The 19,303-nt window shown below is 40.6% G+C and carries 16 protein-coding genes and 1 pseudogene; all 17 read left to right on the forward strand.

All coding sequences use genetic code 11. From position 1 onward, the window contains the following. Positions 1 to 74 precede the first annotated feature (74 nt). The 17 genes and pseudogenes from ACW6PM_RS02875 (at position 75) to ACW6PM_RS02955 (ending at position 19,259) form a co-directional block, all read left to right on the forward strand. Positions 75 to 326 carry a hypothetical protein gene (locus ACW6PM_RS02875; RefSeq protein ID WP_015516470.1) on the forward strand — a complete coding sequence of 84 codons (252 nt, stop codon included), beginning with the start codon at positions 75 to 77 and terminating at the stop codon, positions 324 to 326. Positions 327 to 374: 48 nt separating this feature from the next. Beyond that, positions 375 to 1,616 carry a signal peptidase I gene (gene lepB, locus ACW6PM_RS02880; protein ID WP_456056165.1) on the forward strand — a complete coding sequence of 414 codons (1,242 nt, stop codon included), beginning with the start codon at positions 375 to 377 and terminating at the stop codon, positions 1,614 to 1,616. 151 nt (positions 1,617 to 1,767) lie between these two features. Continuing rightward, positions 1,768 to 5,754 (forward strand): SpaA isopeptide-forming pilin-related protein, encoded by a 3,987-nt coding sequence (locus tag ACW6PM_RS02885; RefSeq protein WP_456056166.1) that lies wholly within the window; start codon positions 1,768 to 1,770, stop codon positions 5,752 to 5,754. Between the two features lie 15 nt (positions 5,755 to 5,769). Continuing rightward, complete coding sequence (locus ACW6PM_RS02890; RefSeq protein WP_456056167.1) at positions 5,770 to 7,263, forward strand: SpaH/EbpB family LPXTG-anchored major pilin; 1,494 nt, start codon at positions 5,770 to 5,772, stop codon at positions 7,261 to 7,263. A 103-nt stretch (positions 7,264 to 7,366) separates the two neighbouring features. Then, positions 7,367 to 8,188: a class C sortase gene (locus tag ACW6PM_RS02895; protein ID WP_117689625.1), complete on the forward strand. Its 822-nt coding sequence runs from the start codon at positions 7,367 to 7,369 to the stop codon at positions 8,186 to 8,188. 18 nt (positions 8,189 to 8,206) lie between these two features. Continuing rightward, complete coding sequence (locus tag ACW6PM_RS02900; protein WP_456056168.1) at positions 8,207 to 9,160, forward strand: DUF5979 domain-containing protein; 954 nt, start codon at positions 8,207 to 8,209, stop codon at positions 9,158 to 9,160. Next, positions 9,160 to 9,702 (forward strand): hypothetical protein, encoded by a 543-nt coding sequence (locus ACW6PM_RS02905; RefSeq protein ID WP_456056169.1) that lies wholly within the window; start codon positions 9,160 to 9,162, stop codon positions 9,700 to 9,702. Before ACW6PM_RS02900 ends, ACW6PM_RS02905 begins: the two co-directional genes overlap by 1 nt. Further along, the gene (locus ACW6PM_RS02910) at positions 9,702 to 10,451 is read left to right on the forward strand and encodes a hypothetical protein (RefSeq protein WP_456056170.1); all 750 of its coding nucleotides are present in this window, start codon (positions 9,702 to 9,704) and stop codon (positions 10,449 to 10,451) included. Before ACW6PM_RS02905 ends, ACW6PM_RS02910 begins: the two co-directional genes overlap by 1 nt. Positions 10,452 to 10,462: 11 nt before the next feature. Next, positions 10,463 to 11,203 carry a hypothetical protein gene (locus ACW6PM_RS02915; RefSeq protein ID WP_456056171.1) on the forward strand — a complete coding sequence of 247 codons (741 nt, stop codon included), beginning with the start codon at positions 10,463 to 10,465 and terminating at the stop codon, positions 11,201 to 11,203. Then, on the forward strand, positions 11,187 to 12,260 hold the full coding sequence (locus ACW6PM_RS02920; protein ID WP_456056172.1) for a MucBP domain-containing protein: 1,074 nt from the start codon (positions 11,187 to 11,189) through the stop codon (positions 12,258 to 12,260). Before ACW6PM_RS02915 ends, ACW6PM_RS02920 begins: the two co-directional genes overlap by 17 nt. Before the next feature lie 120 nt (positions 12,261 to 12,380). Beyond that, the gene (ppdK, locus tag ACW6PM_RS02925) at positions 12,381 to 15,023 is read left to right on the forward strand and encodes a pyruvate, phosphate dikinase (protein ID WP_456056173.1); all 2,643 of its coding nucleotides are present in this window, start codon (positions 12,381 to 12,383) and stop codon (positions 15,021 to 15,023) included. 288 nt (positions 15,024 to 15,311) lie between these two features. Further along, positions 15,312 to 16,369: pseudogene (locus ACW6PM_RS02930) on the forward strand (DUF6017 domain-containing protein). A 3-nt stretch (positions 16,370 to 16,372) separates the two neighbouring features. Beyond that, a complete protein-coding gene (locus ACW6PM_RS02935) occupies positions 16,373 to 16,756 on the forward strand; it encodes a hypothetical protein (protein WP_456056174.1) in 384 nt (127 codons plus the stop codon). Positions 16,757 to 16,818: 62 nt separating this feature from the next. After that, on the forward strand, positions 16,819 to 17,568 hold the full coding sequence (locus ACW6PM_RS02940) for a ParA family protein (RefSeq protein ID WP_456056175.1): 750 nt from the start codon (positions 16,819 to 16,821) through the stop codon (positions 17,566 to 17,568). Then, the gene (locus ACW6PM_RS02945) at positions 17,561 to 18,604 is read left to right on the forward strand and encodes a ParB/RepB/Spo0J family partition protein (RefSeq protein ID WP_456056176.1); all 1,044 of its coding nucleotides are present in this window, start codon (positions 17,561 to 17,563) and stop codon (positions 18,602 to 18,604) included. Before ACW6PM_RS02940 ends, ACW6PM_RS02945 begins: the two co-directional genes overlap by 8 nt. Before the next feature lie 182 nt (positions 18,605 to 18,786). Beyond that, positions 18,787 to 19,074 carry a hypothetical protein gene (locus ACW6PM_RS02950; protein ID WP_456056177.1) on the forward strand — a complete coding sequence of 96 codons (288 nt, stop codon included), beginning with the start codon at positions 18,787 to 18,789 and terminating at the stop codon, positions 19,072 to 19,074. Between the two features lie 26 nt (positions 19,075 to 19,100). Continuing rightward, complete coding sequence (locus ACW6PM_RS02955) at positions 19,101 to 19,259, forward strand: hypothetical protein (protein WP_456056178.1); 159 nt, start codon at positions 19,101 to 19,103, stop codon at positions 19,257 to 19,259. Positions 19,260 to 19,303 lie beyond the last annotated feature (44 nt).

Below are 19,303 nucleotides of genomic sequence, written 5' to 3' on the forward strand. Positions count from 1 at the left end.
ATACAGATAATAAATGACAACCAAAGATATAGTAAGCTATTCTTTGGTTGTTTTGATATATGGAGATTGTGAATATGGAAGCAAAAGAATTAAAGAAGCTTAGCAGAAGTGAGCTGCTAGAGATGCTTTTAGACAGAAGTAAAGAGGTTGAACACTTAAGAAAAGAGCTTGACGAGACAAAAAAACATATTCAGACACTTGAGCGTGAGGTAAAGACATCGGGTGATATCAATGCTGCAATTAATAAACTCACGTCAGCAACAGAGGAAATCCAGAAATTTGCCGCCGTAATATCAATGGCTTCAAATAATCTGACAAGAAAATAATATAGAAGCAATATTTTGTGGTTATGAAATGGATAATTGGACAAAAGAATGATAGAAAAAATATATAAAAAGGCAATATATGCTCTGGCAAGAGCTGCCGTAAAGTACATTGAGCTAAGAAAAAAAAGAGAACAGAAGAAAATTAAGCAGAATAAATCAGCTAACCTCACAAATTCGACAAAAAGCTGCACAGATGCTGAATACAATAAAAAGGTAGTTGCAGAGATTAATCATAACAATACTGCAGCTGTTGCAGAAAGCAAAAATAATATTGATGTAGTGGATTTAAGCAAAGACAAGGAGTTAAAGGATGTCGAACAGAAACCACTTACCAATGAGGATAAGCTTGATTTACTTTTGGCACAGATGATGGAAACACCTGTTAATTCATCTGAAAAAGTAACGCAGGTACAAAAGCAGACACAGAAGGTTGATGAAAATATATCACAGGAAATAGCGGAAATAATTCCGGTCAAATATGTAACACCGGCGCCAGACATAACTCCTGATATAGAAAAAAATATTGAAATAGAGAAGGAATATCAGCAGACTAAAAAGGAAAACCGGCCGGAGGATATATCTGTACATATAGAAAAGGAAATATCAAGGAAGGTTTCAGAAGAAAACAGAGTTGAGAATAAAGAAGTTGAGAATAAAAGTGCTGAGAAGACTGAAGATACATCGGGCTATCGCAGTATCATGACAGACGACTATGACCGTTATAGCGATGATCTTGGCATAAAGGAGCTGCGTCAGGAGCTAAGAAGGGTGAAGTATAACAACAAATTTGCAGCAACACTCTTCAATACCGTAGGAACACTTGTGGTAGTGGCAGCGGCAGCAATATTGGTCGCAAACCTGTGGCTTCCGATTTTGCAGGTGACCGGAACCTCTATGTCACCGACGTTACAGGAGGGACAGGTGCTTATGGCATCAAAGGGGCATGACTTTAAAACAGGTGATGTCATAGCTTTTTATTACAATAACAAGATACTTGTAAAAAGAGTTATTGCGATGCCGGGTGACTGGGTCAATATATCAGAGGATGGCACGGTTTATGTAAACGATATTGCGATTGATGAGCCGTATCTCAAGGAAAAAGCTTTAGGAGACTGCAATATAGAGCTGCCTTATCAGGTTCCGGAGTCGAAAATTTTCGTGATGGGCGATAACAGAAGCGTATCACTTGACTCGAGAAATACAGCTATAGGCTGTGTCTCAGAGGAACAGGTGGTCGGCAGAATCACATTTGCCATCTGGCCATTGTCTAAAATTGGCAAAATTGATTAGTGTTATTTGGAACTTTTTGGTAAAAAAATAGAAAATCCCGATTTAAAGTCTCGTGTGACCGTTGTGTGACCAAAAGGGTGTAATATATTAGCTGTTGAATAACGATTAAGTAAAATGAATTATATATAACTCTATGAAAGGAGGATGCAGAATGGATAAGGATATGGAACGTCTCGGCAAAGAACGGCTTAAAAGAGTGAGAAGACGTAGACAGCTTGCTACATTTATTATATCGATGGCTGTTATAGTGCTGGGCATTACTGCGTACAGACTTATACAACCTGCATCAGCAGCAGATCAGAATCAGAAGGATTTTACCATAGATAATGTCACAGAAAACTATGTTAATCTTCAAAAACTGCAATCAAATGGCTCATATACCAAAATGTCAAGTGAGGGCAAACCGGTGGACTGGAACGGCGAGAAGTTCAAGCTTGAGGTTCAGCTGGACTTTGGAATCGGAAAGAATGATACGGTAGATGCCAATGGCAATACTGTTAAGAATTACTATTATGTCTATGATCAGTCGGTGACTATTCCGGATGAGCTGTGCAATTACTGGAAGACAAAATGTGATGACAACGGCGATAAGGAACAGTTTCAGTACAGATATATCAAGAATGAGGATGGTACATATGCAATTCTTATCAAGTTTGTAGATGGTTATATTGAGGGTAACAGCAGCGATATAAATGGCTGGGCAAAGGTAGAAGCTTTTGGTGAGGGCAAGACCAATGATTCCGGTGATGTGAATATCTATATCGGTGGTGATGTCACAATAACAGTAGACAAGGATAATATCCACTGGAATGGAAATGATTCCTTAAACTACGATATTTCTGTAAAGAAGAGCAATACAAATAATAATAATATTGCTATTGATGAAAATGGTAATTATTATGTTGAGTTTACTGTGGATGTGTCCTCTACAAAAGGTACACCTGATGATATCGAAATCACAGATGAATTTAACGGCAATGGTATGAGGGTTGATACTACCGGATTTACCTACAGCATAAAGAAAAACGGTCAGGCTGTTGACAGTAGTTATACTGCAAAGGCGACAGGAAAGGTTGACCCGGCAGATGCGGGAAAGGCAACACTTAATGCAAAGCTTCCAAAATTGAGTGCAGGTGAGAGCTGTTCTATTACATACAGATATTACCTGACCAATGCCGGAGATTTGGGAAATAATGCTACATGGCAGGCAACTAATTTCGTTACCGGTAAATCAACAGACCAAAAATCAAAAGAAACTGTCATAGATACATCAAGCAGCTATGTGAAGTATTACAAAAATCTTATACAAAAATCCGGTAAATATGATAAGACTAATAACCGGATTATCTGGACGGTTACAGTAAATAAAAGCTGTGAGGATATTGCGGGAGCTGTCCTGACAGATGATATGTTTGATAAAATTACAGGCATTGACATATCACCTAGTGCGGGATATACAATTAACGAGGACAGCAGTGGCAAGGTGACATCGGTTACATTTAATCCTACAGATGGTAATAAGAACTGTAATAAGTATACTGTCAAATATTATACAGACGCATTGCAGACATTTGATGACCAGAAATTTAATAATAATGCTATTCTCACTAAGGATGATAAGTCATATAAGAGCTCTTCAAGTGTAAATGTTCCAAAAACAAAGCAGAATATTACAAAGAAGCTTGTTGATGCTCAAAAGACAGATAATGGGCTGTATACTTTAAAGTGGGAAGCAAAATTTACAATTCCGGCATCGGGATTTCCTAAGGCGTTTGGCATTGCTGATACAATGTCATCCAAACCTCAGAACAATTATCATTACATGACGTATACCCAGATGAATGATTTTGTAAGTCAGGTTAAGGAAAAGTTTGATGGATATATCGGTGACATTACTGTTAAATATCTGGATAAGAATAATAATTCAAAAACAGCAAAATTTAATGAAGTATCCGAATCTGATGACTACAGATTTACCTCGGTAAATGTCAGCTTTAATAAGGATTATCCGACAAGCAACAGTGAAAAAGAAGTAGTATTTACGTACAGCACAACTGCCGACACAACAGCAAGTGGAAAGCTTGAGTATGTGAATAAGTTCGAAGCTTTAAATTCAAGTGCATCTGCATCTTATAGCCATACGACATCAAAGATTGTAAAGACTGATGGAAACGGTAAAACAGGTCAGACATATTTGAAAACCACAGAAAGCGATGGAACACTCACATGGCGCGTTGATGTACTTATGGATGCTGATGCTACAGAGTATACTATCACTGATAAGCTTCCGGAGGGTGTTACACTGCAGAGTGTAAAGATAATGCTAAAATATCCTAATCAGGAGGGCTTTGGTTATCCTGACTTTGATGGTACGCCACATACGGTATCAGGCAGCGACTGGTTTATAAATGGAATTCAAACAGGTACTACGCTGGATAAAAACACAAATACTGTGGTTACAAGGGTTATAAAGCCTGATAAAGCCAATACAACTATACATGGCTGGAATGAGAACTCTCACATATATGTAGTATACAAGTGCACGATAGATGATTTTGAGAATTTTGAAGCCGGTAAAACAGTGGCTTATAAGAATACAGCCACAGCATCTTCAAATACAAATAAAGAAATCGGATCGGCTTATCAGACACAGACCATGTCAAAGCCTGACGAATCGGGCAGTGATAATCCTACTGAGGGGGATAAGGTTATTTCCAAGAACTACAAGTGGGATGAGGATAATCACAGGCTGCGTTATACGGTTATAATAAACCCTGATGGCAAGGACTATCTGCCTGATAGCGATACATTAAAGCTGACAGATGTGCTTAAATTTACGACACGCACATATGGCAATGGTATTCAGACATTATGGTATATTGATTTAATGCCGGCTACAGTTAAGTTTAGAGAAGCTATTAAGCAAAACGATGGAACATATAAGCCGGGAAAAACGATTGATGAATGTAAGTGGAATTACAGTACACAGGATGGCAGCTATGAAAGGAGTGCTTATTCATATAGAAACATAAATGCAGATGTACCTGATGGCAAAACCATTATGCTGACATATACTTATCAGGTCAATGCACAGGTTATTGGTACTCCTGGTGAACATAGTCCGATTATAATGGATGTCAGCAATACAGCAAAGCTTGAGGGCATCGAAAAGGGAGAAGACAGAAAGGATAACCGGACAGTTTACAAAGAGTCAAAATCATCTGCCGGAGTAATTAAGAGCAATACATTTACCTTGTATAAGGTAGATAAGAATGATTATGGAAGGCAGCTTGAGGGCGCTGAGTTTGAATTGTTTGGATACACACCGGATGGCTCTTATACGCCGTTAGGTAAGTATACCACCGATAAGAACGGCAGAATTGATATCAGTATGAGTACTGACAATCTGGAGTATAATACACAGTATTACATAGTTGAGACAAAGGCACCGGATGGTTACATACTCTCGGCAGAGCCACACAAGGAGTATTTCTATTTCAGTGCAGATAACTCAGCACATCCTGTTGTAGCTGAAAACAGCTCATTACAGGGAAGTGATATGGCAAAGGTAAATACACCATACTATTATGAGGATGTAGCAGTTGCGACCACCAGCATCTCAGTCGATAAAAAATGGACTGATTCAAAGAATAATCCGTTAGATAAGACTGATGGAAAGATCTTTCTGCAGCTGCATCAGGTGGATTCGGCTGATAATGATAAGAAGTATGGCAGTCCGGTTGAGGTGACAGCTGATTCGGCAGGTGAATGGTCATATGTATTTGAAAATCTGCCATTGCAGGATGTAAATGAAAATGGTATTCTGACCGGTACCACATATAAATATTTTGTGACAGAGGTTGGAATAAATCAGAACAATAGTATGTCAGGCTATGATGTTTCATATATATTTAAGGATATAAATGGTACACAAATGTCAAAGACCGATGCAAACGTTGCACCGGGCAGCGCCAATGCAATAGAGTCCGGTACTGTTGAGATTACAAACAAACTCATAGAGTATGAGCTTCCGGAAACAGGTGGAAGCGGTAACAGATGGTTGTATATGTTAAGTGGAGTTGTGCTTATAGCAATAGCCGTAATAACACTTTTCTATAAAAAACATGAAACATTATAAAAAGGAGAATGCAATATGAAAACGATCAAAAGAAGCATTGCTTTAGTTCTTGCAATGATACTTACACTTGCAATGAGCGTTACAGTATTTGCTGAGGGCGAAGGCGCCAAAAAAACATTTACCATCACGGTTAATGAGGCAAAGGCAGGCCACACTTATGAGGCTTACCAGATTTTAAAGGGAGATCTTTCAAAATCACAGACAACACTTTCAAACGTTGACTGGGGTACCGGTATCAAGGCAGACAAAAAGACAGATCTTGCTAATGATGCAAAAGCTTACGTAGAGAAGCTTTCAGGAATGCAGACAAACTCTTCAGATCTTAAGGCAGAGGCACAGAAAATTGCATCAGCTTTAAGCACTACAGTAGCAGGTTCTGTTTCAGTAACACAGGACAATGCAAAAGCTGAGATTACAGGACTTGAGCCTGGTTACTATCTCATCAAGGATAAGGATAGCTCTTTAACAGGTGACGAGGCTTACACTGAGTATATCCTCAATATCGTTGCTGATACAACAATCACACCAAAGACAGATGTACCTTCTGTTGAGAAGAAAGTAAAAGACACAAACGACACAACAGGTGATACAACAGAATGGCAGGATTCAGCCGATTATGATATCGGAGATGTGGTTCCATTCCAGCTTACAGCCACATTACCTGCAAATGTTCAGTCATATAAGACATATTTCCTCAAATTTGATGATACTCTTTCACAGGGGCTTGATTTCAATGAAGGAACTGTTACTGTCAAATTAGGTGATAAGGATGTTACAGAATTCTTTAAAACAAATTATGACGCAGCTGGCAAAAAGCTTACTTTTACATGTGACAACATTTTAGCAGAGGGATTTGAAGCTAAAAATGGTGATAAGGTTGTAGTTGAGTACAAAGCAACTCTCAATAAGAATGCTGTTATCGGTTCAAAAGGAAACCCAAATAAGGTTAAGCTTGAGTTCTCTAATAACCCTAACAATGGTGGAGATGGAGACAAAGGTGAGACTCCGGAAGATACAGTAATCGTATTTACATACAAGGTTGTAATCAACAAGGTAGATGAGAACAATAAAGCACTCGATGGTGCGGAGTTCACTCTTTATAAAAAGATTAAAGGCGAAGCAGACAAAGAAATCAAAGCGGTAATTTCCGGTGATAAGAATGATGTCTTCACATTCAGCGGTCTTGATGATGGTGATTATGTACTTAAGGAGACAAAGACTCCTGATGAATACAATACTGCAAATGATATTGCATTCACAATCACAGCAGACCACTCAATTGAGTCTGATGCTCCTGAGCTTAATTCATTAAGCGGAGATAAGGTGACCGGTAATATTACACTTAAAGCAGATAAAGCTGAGGGCAGCTTAAGCACACCTGTACAGAACTTAAAGGGCTCAGTCCTTCCTTCAACCGGTGGTGCCGGACGTGTTGCAATTTATGTAATCGGTGCTATATTAGTTGTAGGTGGCGGAATTGTTCTTGTAACAAAGAAGCGTGTTAAATAATATCATTTTATGATAAAATATATCTGCCATGAGCCACTTTAGTGGTTCGTGGCAGTTACAATAGGCATAATTATATGCAAATGATAACAGTAAGGAGAGTGCTATGAGAAGAAAATTATCAACTATTTTGTTTGTCATAGTGTTTCTTGCAGGACTGTCCTTACTGCTATATCCGACGGTGAGTGATTACTGGAATTCATTCCATCAGTCAAGGGCAATTGCAAGCTATGTCGATGCAGTAGACAATACAGATGAACAGAAGCTTGAAGAAATGAGACAGGCGGCAGAGGCTTACAATGAAAAGCTATTAAGCAAGCAGGACAGATATGATATGTCTGATTCAGACAGAGCAGAGTATGAAAGTCTTCTTGATGTATCAGGCACAGGAGTCATGGGCTATGTTGAGATTCCGTCCATCAATGTCTCATTGCCGATTTACCACGGCACAGACAATACAATACTTCAGATAGGTGTTGGCCATATCGAGGGCACATCGCTTCCGGTTGGCGGAGCAAGCACACATTGTGCTGTTTCAGGACACAGGGGACTTACGTCATCTAAGCTATTTACGGATATTGACCAGATGGCAGAGGGTGACACATTTAAGCTGTATGTGCTTGGCGAGACACTGACCTACGAGGTTGATCAGATAAGGATTGTTTTGCCTGATGAGCTTAATGACTTAAAGATTGAGGAAGGGCAGGATTACTGTACACTTATCACATGTACACCGTATGGTGTGAATTCCCACAGGCTTCTTATCAGAGGTCACAGGATTGCAAATGATGCACAGGGACTTATTGTCGAGGATGTAAAGCAGGTACAGCCGTTACATGAAGCCATAGTGCTTGGCATTCTGTTTCTGGTTTTGTATATTATAATTTGTAAGATACTTAGTAAAACGATATTGTATAGATTCAGATAGAATCAGGAAGGAGGAAAAATGCACAATAGTATAAAAAGAGCTGTCAGTATAGCTATAGCAGCGATTGTTCTGTTTTCCCTGCCGTGTGGAAGCATTTTCGCAAGGACGCACATTGACATTGACAAGAAATGCTCTATAACAGTTGATATCCCTGATACATGGGAGGATTTGTACACTGTGGATTTTCCCGTAGAGCTTTACAGAGTGGCAGATGTAGATGAGAATGATGTCTATACAGCAACGAAGCAGTTTGATGAGTTGGCTAAATCTATATCAGATATCAGCAGTAAAACTACCGCAGATGATTGGGAAAAGATGGCAAAGACAGCTGCGGGCATTGCAGACAAAGGTGCTTTGACAGCAGACGAGACAATAAATGTCTCAAACGGAAAGGGAACCATCACAGGTGTTAAGACGGGACTGTATCTGGTGTATGCAAAGTCTGCTAATTCAGCCAGATTTGGATACACATTTGTGCCGTATCTGGTGTCTGCTCCTAATAATGAGTTTGCCATGACAGGAAGCGGCTCAGATTCATGGATATATGATGATATCGATATCGAGCTGAAGCCTGAACAGACCGAGCTCATGGGAAGCTTACAGATTAACAAGACATTAAAGACATACAATACAGCACTCGGTGAGCCGGTGTTTGCATTTGATGTTGAGGCCTACGACAGGGATGGCAATGTGGTGTTTTCCGATATTGCGTCAATCAGATTTGACAGTACAGGAGCTAAGAGCGTAGTTATTGACAATATCCCGGCAGGGTCAAGGGTGATTGTAAAGGAGGTATATGCCGCTGGCAGTTATCAGGTGACCTCCTCAGACAGCATAGAGACACAGATTGTGGCCGGTGAGACCGCAGATGTTGATTTCACAAACGATTACAACGACAAATTGATTTATAGTACCGGTGTCGTAAACCATTTTGAGTATGACGGAACCGGATGGGAATGGGTGCAGAATTAATGAAAAAATTATCAGAGTCTTGTAAAAAACTTAATAGAAATCATCGTATTCTTGTATGTGCAGTGTTTGCTGCTACACTCATTGTCTGTGGTGTTTCAGTTAAACCGACACTGGCATATTTTACAACCTATGCTACGGCAAAGGGCGGTATCTCAGTAGATATCGGTCCTACAACTGATGTCAAGGAGAAGTTTAAGGACTGGAAGAAAACTATTGAGATTGAGAATACAGGAAAAGCAGACTGTTTTGTCAGGGTAAAGGTAATTGCAGCAAGCCAGTTTGATATACAGGCATCAGGCTCAAACTGGAGCCTTTCCGATGATGGCTACTGGTATTACAGTCAGGTAGTGCAGGTTGGTGGCAAAACCGAGCCAATCGTTGCGGCTATCACAGTCAGTGAAAAGGTAAAGACCAGCTTCAATGTAGTTGTGGTTCAGGAGTGTACTCCTGTCACATATGATGAAAATGGCAATCCGTGTGTCGCACCTGATGCAAAATGGGATGCGACAGCACAATATGATAAAGAGGAGGGCGAAGAGTAATGAAGAGAAAACTTCCAATTATACTTGTAGCATCCTCTGCGATAATGCTTGCAGCATCTACGATAGGATCTACAAAAGCGACTCTTACATATATGAGTGATAATTATCTGGCTCAGATTGACATCAAATCCATCGGTGTCACTTTAACTGAGAATGGCGATGATGTGAGCTGGCGTGATTATAAGCATAAGGATGATGACTGGAGCGAGGCAACAGGAGTGCTGCTTGGCGATATGTTAGAAAATGCCGGAGATGAAAAGCTGATTCTCGACAAAAAGTACGACGAGAGGCTTGCTGTCAAAAACAGCGGCTCGATAGATGAGTATGTGAGAGTGACAGTGCAGCATTACTGGGCAGACAAGGAGACAGGTGATAAGCTTGCAAACCTTGATCCATCCAAGATACAGATTGGTTTTACAAACGATGGCTGGACAGAGGATGAGAGCGCTAAGACCACAGAGAGAAATGTATTTTACTATAATTCTATTTTGAAAAAGGGTCAGACTTCACCTGATTTTACGGACAAAATCAGTATAGCCGGTGATATTGCCACAATAGTGGATCAGACATCACAGACTGATGATAATGGACTTACCACCATTACTACTACCTATGAGTATGATGGGGCGAGATTTGTGCTGGAGGCAACAGTTGATGCAGTACAGACACACAATGCAAAGGACGCGATTAAGAGTGCGTGGGGTGTTGATGTAAATATATCAGATGATGGAGCACTAAGCTTAGAGTAAAGGAGGACAATATGAAAAAATTTATCGCATTATTATCATGCATGTTGTTTATCCTTGGTTCGATAGGCACTGTATTTGCTGATGAGAATACTACTGTAGCCGGCTCGTGTGAGTTTACAGGCAAGGAGATGGTCAGCTCATTTGATTCAAATAAAATAGCAGCCTCTGTCTCACAGATGGAGCCCGGAGATTCTGTTACATTTTCCGTTGATATAAAGAATAACAGCAGTATTTCAACGAAATGGTATATGTCGAATGATGTATTAAAGAGTCTCGAGGATACACAGGCCGTGGCTGAAAACGGTGGATACTCATATATTCTTACCTTCGTAGGACCGGATGGGAAAGAGGACACTATATACAGCAGCACCAGCGTAGGTGGTGAGAAGGAGACAACAGCCGGAAAAGGACTCAACGAGGCTACAAACTCTCTGGATAGGTTCTTTTATTTAAAGACATTAGAGCCGGGAGAGGGAGGCAGTGTGAAGCTTTTGGTAGGACTTGATGGAGAGAGTCAGGGTAATATATATCAGGATACACTTGCAAAGCTTATGATGAACTTTGCGGTAGAGGATAACTCAAATCCGACTTTATCAAATCCACCTACATTTACAACTACAACAAGCAAGGTAAAGACAGGAGATATCTGGTCAATAGCATCAGCTGTAGTGTTTGTGATCGGTATTATTTTGATGATACTGGCTTTCGTAAGTGACAGAAAGGGGGCTAAGCAAAATGAAAAGATTGCTTAAATATTTTCTTGCAGCTCTTGTTGTCATAACCGGTGTTTTTTCACAGACAGCAGATGTAAAGGCATTTTCATATACGTACACTGTTTCCTTCTCGGCCGGCGGGCAGGGAAGCATAAATGGTGGTGTACAGGTGCGCAAGGCATCAGGCAATGGGGCTTCGGCTTCGGTTTCTGTTAAAGGTGACAAAATAATTGTTACAGGTCTTGAATACGGAGATGTCATCAGCTGTGATGCACAGGGCAGTGTGGTGCTTGATGAAAACAGTAAGTACTACGTAAAGGGAATCAGACTAAGCGGCCGTGACAATAATACGGTTGCACAGTCGGCTTTTCTTGTATCGGGAGATCAGGACTATGTTGTAGCATACGGCATACCGGGCGAGCTTGCTGAGTATACAGTCAACTATGTGGATACAGATGGCAATAAGCTTGCTGAAAGCCGTACCTATTATGGTAATGTGGGCGATGAGCCCGTCATAGCATATCTGTATATAGATGGATATATTCCGGACAGCTATAATCAGACAGGAAAGCTGTCGTCAAATGCATCAGAAAACGTGTTCAACTTTGTATATTCAAGGGCTGCATCAAGCATGGCAGCTGCCGGAAATGGAGCAAATGACAATACTGCAGCAGGCGGCAATCAGGCAGCTGCAGGAGCAGAAAATGCAGCAGGGGCAGCTAATGCAGCGGGCAATGCAGCAGGAGCGGCAAATAACGGGGCCGCAGATGGAGCAAATGCCGGAAATACAATAGTGCCTGACGGACAGAATAATCCGCAGGATGGCATTCAGGCACCGCAGGCACAGCCAAATACTGATATAGCAGATGAGCAGGTACCGCAGGCGGCAAACGATAATAGGCATGATATAGAAGACGAGCAGGTACCGCTTGCCACCATGATCAGCGAGAGTGGAATGGTCGTTCCGTTAGCTATAGGAGCACTTGGAATAGTTGCAATTCTTGCAATTATGATATTTGTCATAGTAAAGAATGCTAAGTCTATCCGTGTTCAAAAAAATAGTATGAAACATAAAGGAAAAGATAGCAAAAATTAGTTGATATTTGCTGAAATTATGGTATTATTAATGTGTGCGCTTATATGAGGGCACACATTAATCAAGTATATGGATGGTTTTTTTACCATACCAGAAATAAAATTTAGGAGGAATTGCAAAATGGCAAACAAGTGGGTATATACCTTCAAAGAGGGTAACATGACCATGCGTAATCTTCTCGGTGGTAAGGGTGCTAACCTCGCTGAGATGACAGAGATTGGACTTCCTGTACCACAGGGTTTCACAATCACTACAGAGGCTTGTACACAGTACTACGAGGATGGACGTAAGATCAATGATGAGATTATGGCTCAGACTATGGAAGGTGTAAAATGGATGGAAGAGGTTAACGGAAAGAAATTCGGTGACCTTAAGAATCCTCTTCTCGTATCTGTTCGTTCAGGTGCCAGAGCTTCAATGCCGGGTATGATGGATACAATCCTTAACCTTGGTCTTAATGATGACGTTGTTGCAGCTATGATCGCTGGTAACCCAGATCCAGCATTCGAGCGTTTCGTATATGATTCATACAGACGTTTCATCCAGATGTTCTCAGACGTTGTTATGGAAGTAGGAAAGAAATACTTCGAGCAGCTTATCGACAAGATGAAAGAGGACAGAGGTGTTAAATTTGACGTAGACCTTACAGCAGCTGACCTTAAAGAGTTAGCAGAGCAGTTCAAGGCTGAGTACAAGAATCAGTTAGGAACAGATTTCCCTTCAGATCCTGTAGAGCAGTTAAAGCTTGCTATCGAGGCTGTATTCCGTTCATGGGACAACCCACGTGCAAATGTTTATAGAAGAGATAACGATATCCCTTATTCATGGGGAACAGCTGTTAACGTAATGCCAATGGTATTCGGTAACTTAAATAACGAGTCTGGTACAGGTGTTGCATTCACACGTGATCCTGCAACTGGTGAGAACAAGCTTATGGGTGAGTTCCTTATCAATGCACAGGGTGAGGACGTTGTTGCCGGTGTTCGTACTCCAATGCCAATCGCTCAGATGGAGCAGGAGTTCCCAGAGGCATACGCTGAGTTCCTTAAGGTTTGTGAGACTCTTGAGAATCACTACCATGATATGCAGGATATGGAGTTCACAGTTGAGAACAAGAAGCTCTATATGCTTCAGTGCCGTAATGGTAAGAGAACAGCTCCGGCTGCTCTTAAGATCGCTTGCGATTTAGTAGATGAGGGACACAAGACACCAGCTGAGGCTGTTGCTATGATCGACCCTCGTAACCTTGATACATTATTACATCCACAGTTCGATGCTGCTGCACTTAAGGCTGCAACTCCACTTGGAAAGGGTCTTGGAGCATCTCCGGGAGCTGCTTGTGGTAAGGTTGTATTCACAGCTGACGATGCTGAGGCATGGGCTGAAAGAGGAGAGAAGGTCGTACTTGTACGTCTTGAGACATCTCCAGAGGACATCACAGGAATGAAGGCTGCTCAGGGTATCCTTACAGTTCGTGGTGGTATGACATCTCACGCAGCCGTAGTTGCACGTGGTATGGGAACATGCTGTGTATCTGGTTGTGGTGACATCAACATGGACGAGGAGAACAAGAAGTTCACACTTGCAGGACAGACATTCACAGAGGGATCTGAGATTTCTATCGATGGTACAACAGGTAACATCTACGCTGGAATCATCCCAACAGTTGATGCTTCAATCGCTGGTGAGTTCGGACGTGTTATGGCATGGGCTGATGAGTTCAGAAGACTTAAGGTTCGTACAAATGCAGATACTCCTGCAGATGCTAAGAAGGCTCGTGAGCTTGGTGCAGAGGGAATCGGACTTTGCCGTACAGAGCATATGTTCTTCGATCCAGAGAGAATCGCTGCATTCCGTGAGATGATCTGCTCTGATACAGTAGAGGAGAGAGAGACAGCTCTTGACAAGATCCTTCCATATCAGCAGGGAGATTTCGAGAAATTATACGAGGCTCTTGAGGGATGCCCAGTAACAATCCGTTTCCTTGATCCACCTCTTCATGAGTTCGTTCCTACAGAGGAGGCTGACATCGAGAAGCTTGCAAAGGCTAAGAATAAGTCAGTTGAGGAAATCAAAGCTATCTGTGAGTCACTCCATGAGTTCAACCCAATGATGGGTCACAGAGGATGCCGTCTTGCAGTTACATATCCTGAGATTGCTAAGATGCAGACAAAGGCTGTTATCCGTGCAGCTATCAATGTAAAGAAAGCTCATCCAGACTGGGATATCGAGCCTGAGATCATGATTCCATTAGTATGTGAGATCAAAGAGCTTAAGTTCGTTAAGAAGATTGTAGTTGAGACAGCTGATGCTGAGATCGCTGCTGCAAACGCTGACATCAAGTACCATGTAGGTACAATGATCGAGATCCCAAGAGCTGCTCTTACAGCTGATGAGATCGCTACAGAGGCTGATTTCTTCTGCTTCGGTACAAACGACCTTACACAGATGACATTCGGATTCTCTCGTGATGATGCAGGTAAGTTCCTTAACGCTTACTATGACAACAAGATCTTCGAGAACGATCCATTTGCTAAGCTTGACCAGACAGGTGTTGGTAAATTAATGGAGACAGCTATTAAGCTTGGAAAGCCGGTTAATCCTAACCTTCACGTTGGTATCTGTGGAGAGCACGGTGGAGATCCTTCATCAGTTGAGTTCTGCCACAAGATTGGACTTGACTATGTTTCATGTTCACCATTCCGTGTACCAATCGCTCGTCTTGCTGCAGCACAGGCTGCTATCGCAGAACAGGGGAAATAGACAAAAATTCATTCATTTTTGTGACTTGACGGTAACAAAGGATGATGTTAAGGCCTTTATGGCTGAGCGCCCAGAGTATACCAAAGCTAACAAATTTAATGATATTAACGTAAAAGTCTATATATAAGATTTTGCAAGGGAAAGTATTCAATACTTTCCCTTGTATTATGTTTGGGAATAAATCCAAAAGTGTGGATTTATTCCCTTTTTCTATTTTAAAACAAAGAATTTTGGGGTGTTTAATCATGAATAATGCTTTAACAGTAAAAATCTGAGAGGAGAAGAATAATGGACAAAAATCCAAAATTCGATTATTACTACGGAATTGAATCTGAACAATTTTCTTTTTATCGGATTCCTAGACTTCTGATTAAAGATAATAGATTCAAAAAATTGTCAAGTGATGCGAAGCTGCTATATGGTCTGATGCTTGACAGAATGTCTCTTTCAATCAAAAATGGTTGGTTTGATGAAAAGAATAGAGCATATATTGTATATTCAATTGAAAATATAATGGATGATTTGGGATGTTCTAAACCGACATGTGTGAAGATTGTGAAGGAGCTTGATTCAGAAAAGGGAATTGGATTGATTGAGAAAAAACGAAGAGGACTTGGAAAGCCGGATATTATATATGTTAAAAATTTTGCCACCATTAGTCAGAATAAAAGTGATAAAAAGCCATCAAATGCTGATGAACTCAAAGAAGTAAAAAACTTTAACTTCAAGAAGTCAAATAGTTTTACTTCTGAAAGTAAAGAACTTTTACTTCAAGAGGTAAAGAATTTTAACTTGCAGAAGTCAACTATCTTAAATTTAAGAAGTAAAGATGTTTTACCTGTTGAGGTAAAAAAATTGACTCTAATTATACTAATAATAATTATACTGATATGAATCATACTGAGACTAATTATATCAATCATATCAATCAAGAGAATAATAAAATACCACCGACTGATGTGATTGATGTGATAGATGATGCGAATGCATATGTTGATATCATCAAGGAAAACATCAACTATGCAGGCTACATGAGAAGCCCGGGTTTGGAAATACGTGAGATGTATGATGAGCTATTCCAGGTCATTTGTGAAGTGGTCTGTGTAAAGCGACGAACTGTCAATGTAGGAGGACAGGAATATCCTTACGAGCTTGTGAGGTCCAGGTTTTTGAAGCTCAACAACAGTCATCTAGAGTATGTCATGGAGTGCATGAAGCACACGAATACAAAGATAACAAACATAAAAGCATATATGATTACGGCTCTGTATAATGCGCCGGCAACCATGAATCACTATTATCAGCAAGAAGTTCAGCATGACATGTACGCATGTGGAAAGGAGTAGCATATGTCAGGAAAAAAATACGAGTATATCGGGAAGAGAGAGATTTACAGAAGGGCAGAGAATGTGCTTCACATTGAACTGCCTGGCTTGAAAGAACTTGCATACTCGCAGTTTGAGGGTTGTGAGTGGCTTGAAAGTTCAACAATCAAGATTACCTCACAGGCCGGAGGTACATGGATAGGTGTCACTGACAGTAAGGAACATAGTTCAGAAATCCTTTGCAATTATAGTGGTGGGGTGTTTAAAACACATTATGTGAATGGCGCTGATATAAAGAGAAAAGCGGACACTGAGGCAGAAGAAAGACTTATCCGACTTCTAGGGCTTGATTTGGACAATTTGGGAGGTGATGTCGAAAAGCAGCATAAACAGCAGGTTAGGATTTAATCAAATCAAAGGGTAAAAGGTCAAAAAACACAAAAGCATGAAAAATGCGGAAAAGAGGTCTTATGATAAAAATTATAACAATCAGCAACTTAAAAGGCGGAGTAGGAAAAACAACCACATGCGTAAATCTATATTATGCTCTCATGACAGAGGAAAAGAGAATTCTTGTCGTGGATATGGATCCACAGTCAAATGCTACGCCATTCTTTGTGAATGGCTGGAAAAACAGAAACATAAAGGATGTGCTTACTGATCCGGAGCATGTAAGGAGATGTATTTACAGAACCAGATATACAGCGATTGATTTAATACCCGGAAGCACTGAGCTTGAAGAAAATGATGCCGTTGACAGGGAGGCTCTGAAAAGGGCACTGGATATCGTAGCAGATGAATATGATTTCTGTATCATTGATACAAGGCCTGCAATGGAAAATCTGACAGTGAGCAGTATAAATGCATCGGATATGATACTTACACCAGTATGTCTTGATAATTTCTGCAGGGACAATCTTTCAATGATGGAGGAGAAACTGTCAAAGATGGATGTAACAGCGGACAAAACATGGAAAGTCTTTGCCACGAAGGTAAATGCGAGGCGCAGGGCACAGCGTGAGATATATGTAGATATGGTTGGCAGACACGATTATCCGTTTTTAAATACATGTGTGAGCAGTACATCGGCGGTTGAAAATGCTTTGCTTTTATATAAGCCGATTATTAAGCACCGCATTCACAGCGTAGTCAGCAGTGATTACAGTGAACTGGCTGAAGAAATCCTTTCAGTAGAGATGGGAGGTGCTTACAATGGCTAATTTTGGTGAAGTATTTAAAGAGAGTGCAGTGAAAAAGCCAAATACACATCCACGCAGTGAGACAAAATGGCTGCATTACACAAAGCTCATCGACAACACTGACCAGTACAGGAAAAGCGCGACCGATGAAGATATAGCAGCGTTTGCAGAGGTAATCAGGTCGGCCGGAAAAGTACTTCAGGACCTGCTCGTCAGAAAATCCGGTCCGGACAAATATGAAATCATAGCAGGACACCATAGACGGCTCGCCTGTAAGTACCTTGTCGAAGTAGAGGGACTGAAAGAGTATGAGTTCCTGCCATGTAAAATCGAAAATGTGGATGATGTTCAAGCGGAATTTCAGCTTTATGCCACAAATGCATTTATGCCAAAGACCGATGCAGAGAAACTCCATGAGATAGAACGTATGAAATATCTCCTTGAGAAATATCCTGACCAGTTCAAGGAAGCAGACAACTCTGGCAGAATCATTGAAAAGATAGCAAATATTATGAAAATGGGAAAAACCACAGTAGGCGACTATGTGAGCATTTCAAAAAATCTTAGTGACAAGGCAATGGAGCAGTTTGAGAAAGGAAAAATTAATAAAAGTGCGGCTCTTGTTCTTTCAAGCCTGCCGGAGCCAGAGCAGGATGCGCTTGTGGATGAAGGAAAGACAACTATGAAGGCGATAAAAGAACATAAAGAGCATAGCGTTAAACGAACAAAAGATGACAGTGATAATATCTGTGAGACAGATGTTATAAACATACCACATAACAACACTGGTACGAATAATGTATGCCACGTAGAAAATATCAGTAACACAGATAATAGCTGTACCACAGAAAATACTTGTGCCACAGATAATAGCCGTACCACAGAAAATATCACTCATACAGATATAGGATATTTTCTCAACGAACAGAAAAATATCCTTTTGTCCATGAAGAAGGCTCATGCAGATACAAAACAGCCATTACAGGACCTTATACGTCAGGAATACATAGTAAGAGGCCTTGAACTTTTTGAAGAACAGGAAAAGTTATCCGATTAGAATGTATCTCATTGATACATATACGCTTTCCGTGACTGTCCTGAATTAATCTTACAATTTGCAGTACAGTCGACGTGGCTACAAAAGCAGAAAGTGTATTTGCTGTCACATGACAGCAATCATAAGACCTTAGTGGCAGGTGCGTTTTTGCATCTGCCACACCCAAGGGAAAGGCGAAGAAAATGAATGGGAATATAACACAGAACAAAGTAAAAACAATACTCCGGAATAAGCACAACATGCTCTCAGACATAGACAGAAAGATAGCGGCACTTGTAACTGAACTGAGCAATGACGACATGATAAAGGAGAGGTGTCTGTCAGCAGTGAAACTCAGCCAGACATCATCAAAGGGCGGTGATCACAGTGATTTGTCTGATGTGATAATAGATATAGAAGAACATAATGCCGACAGACGTAAAGAGCTTTCCAGGCTGATAATTCATCTTAACAAACAGAAAAAAGAATAGACAAAGTATGGGCAGGCTTTCTTCTGTTGGATGAACCTTATTATGATGTAATAAACAAGCTGTATGTTGAGAATGGACAGTATTACAATGTACAGAATGATTTGAAGCTGTCGGAGGGGCAGTTTGAGCGTTATCACAAAAAAGGTATTTTAATGATTATTTCCTATGTTGAGAGCAGAGCTTAGTATGTTGGCTATAAGTATATTATTTAGAAGCAACTTGTTACTAT

This window comes from Agathobacter sp., from assembly GCF_977054825.1.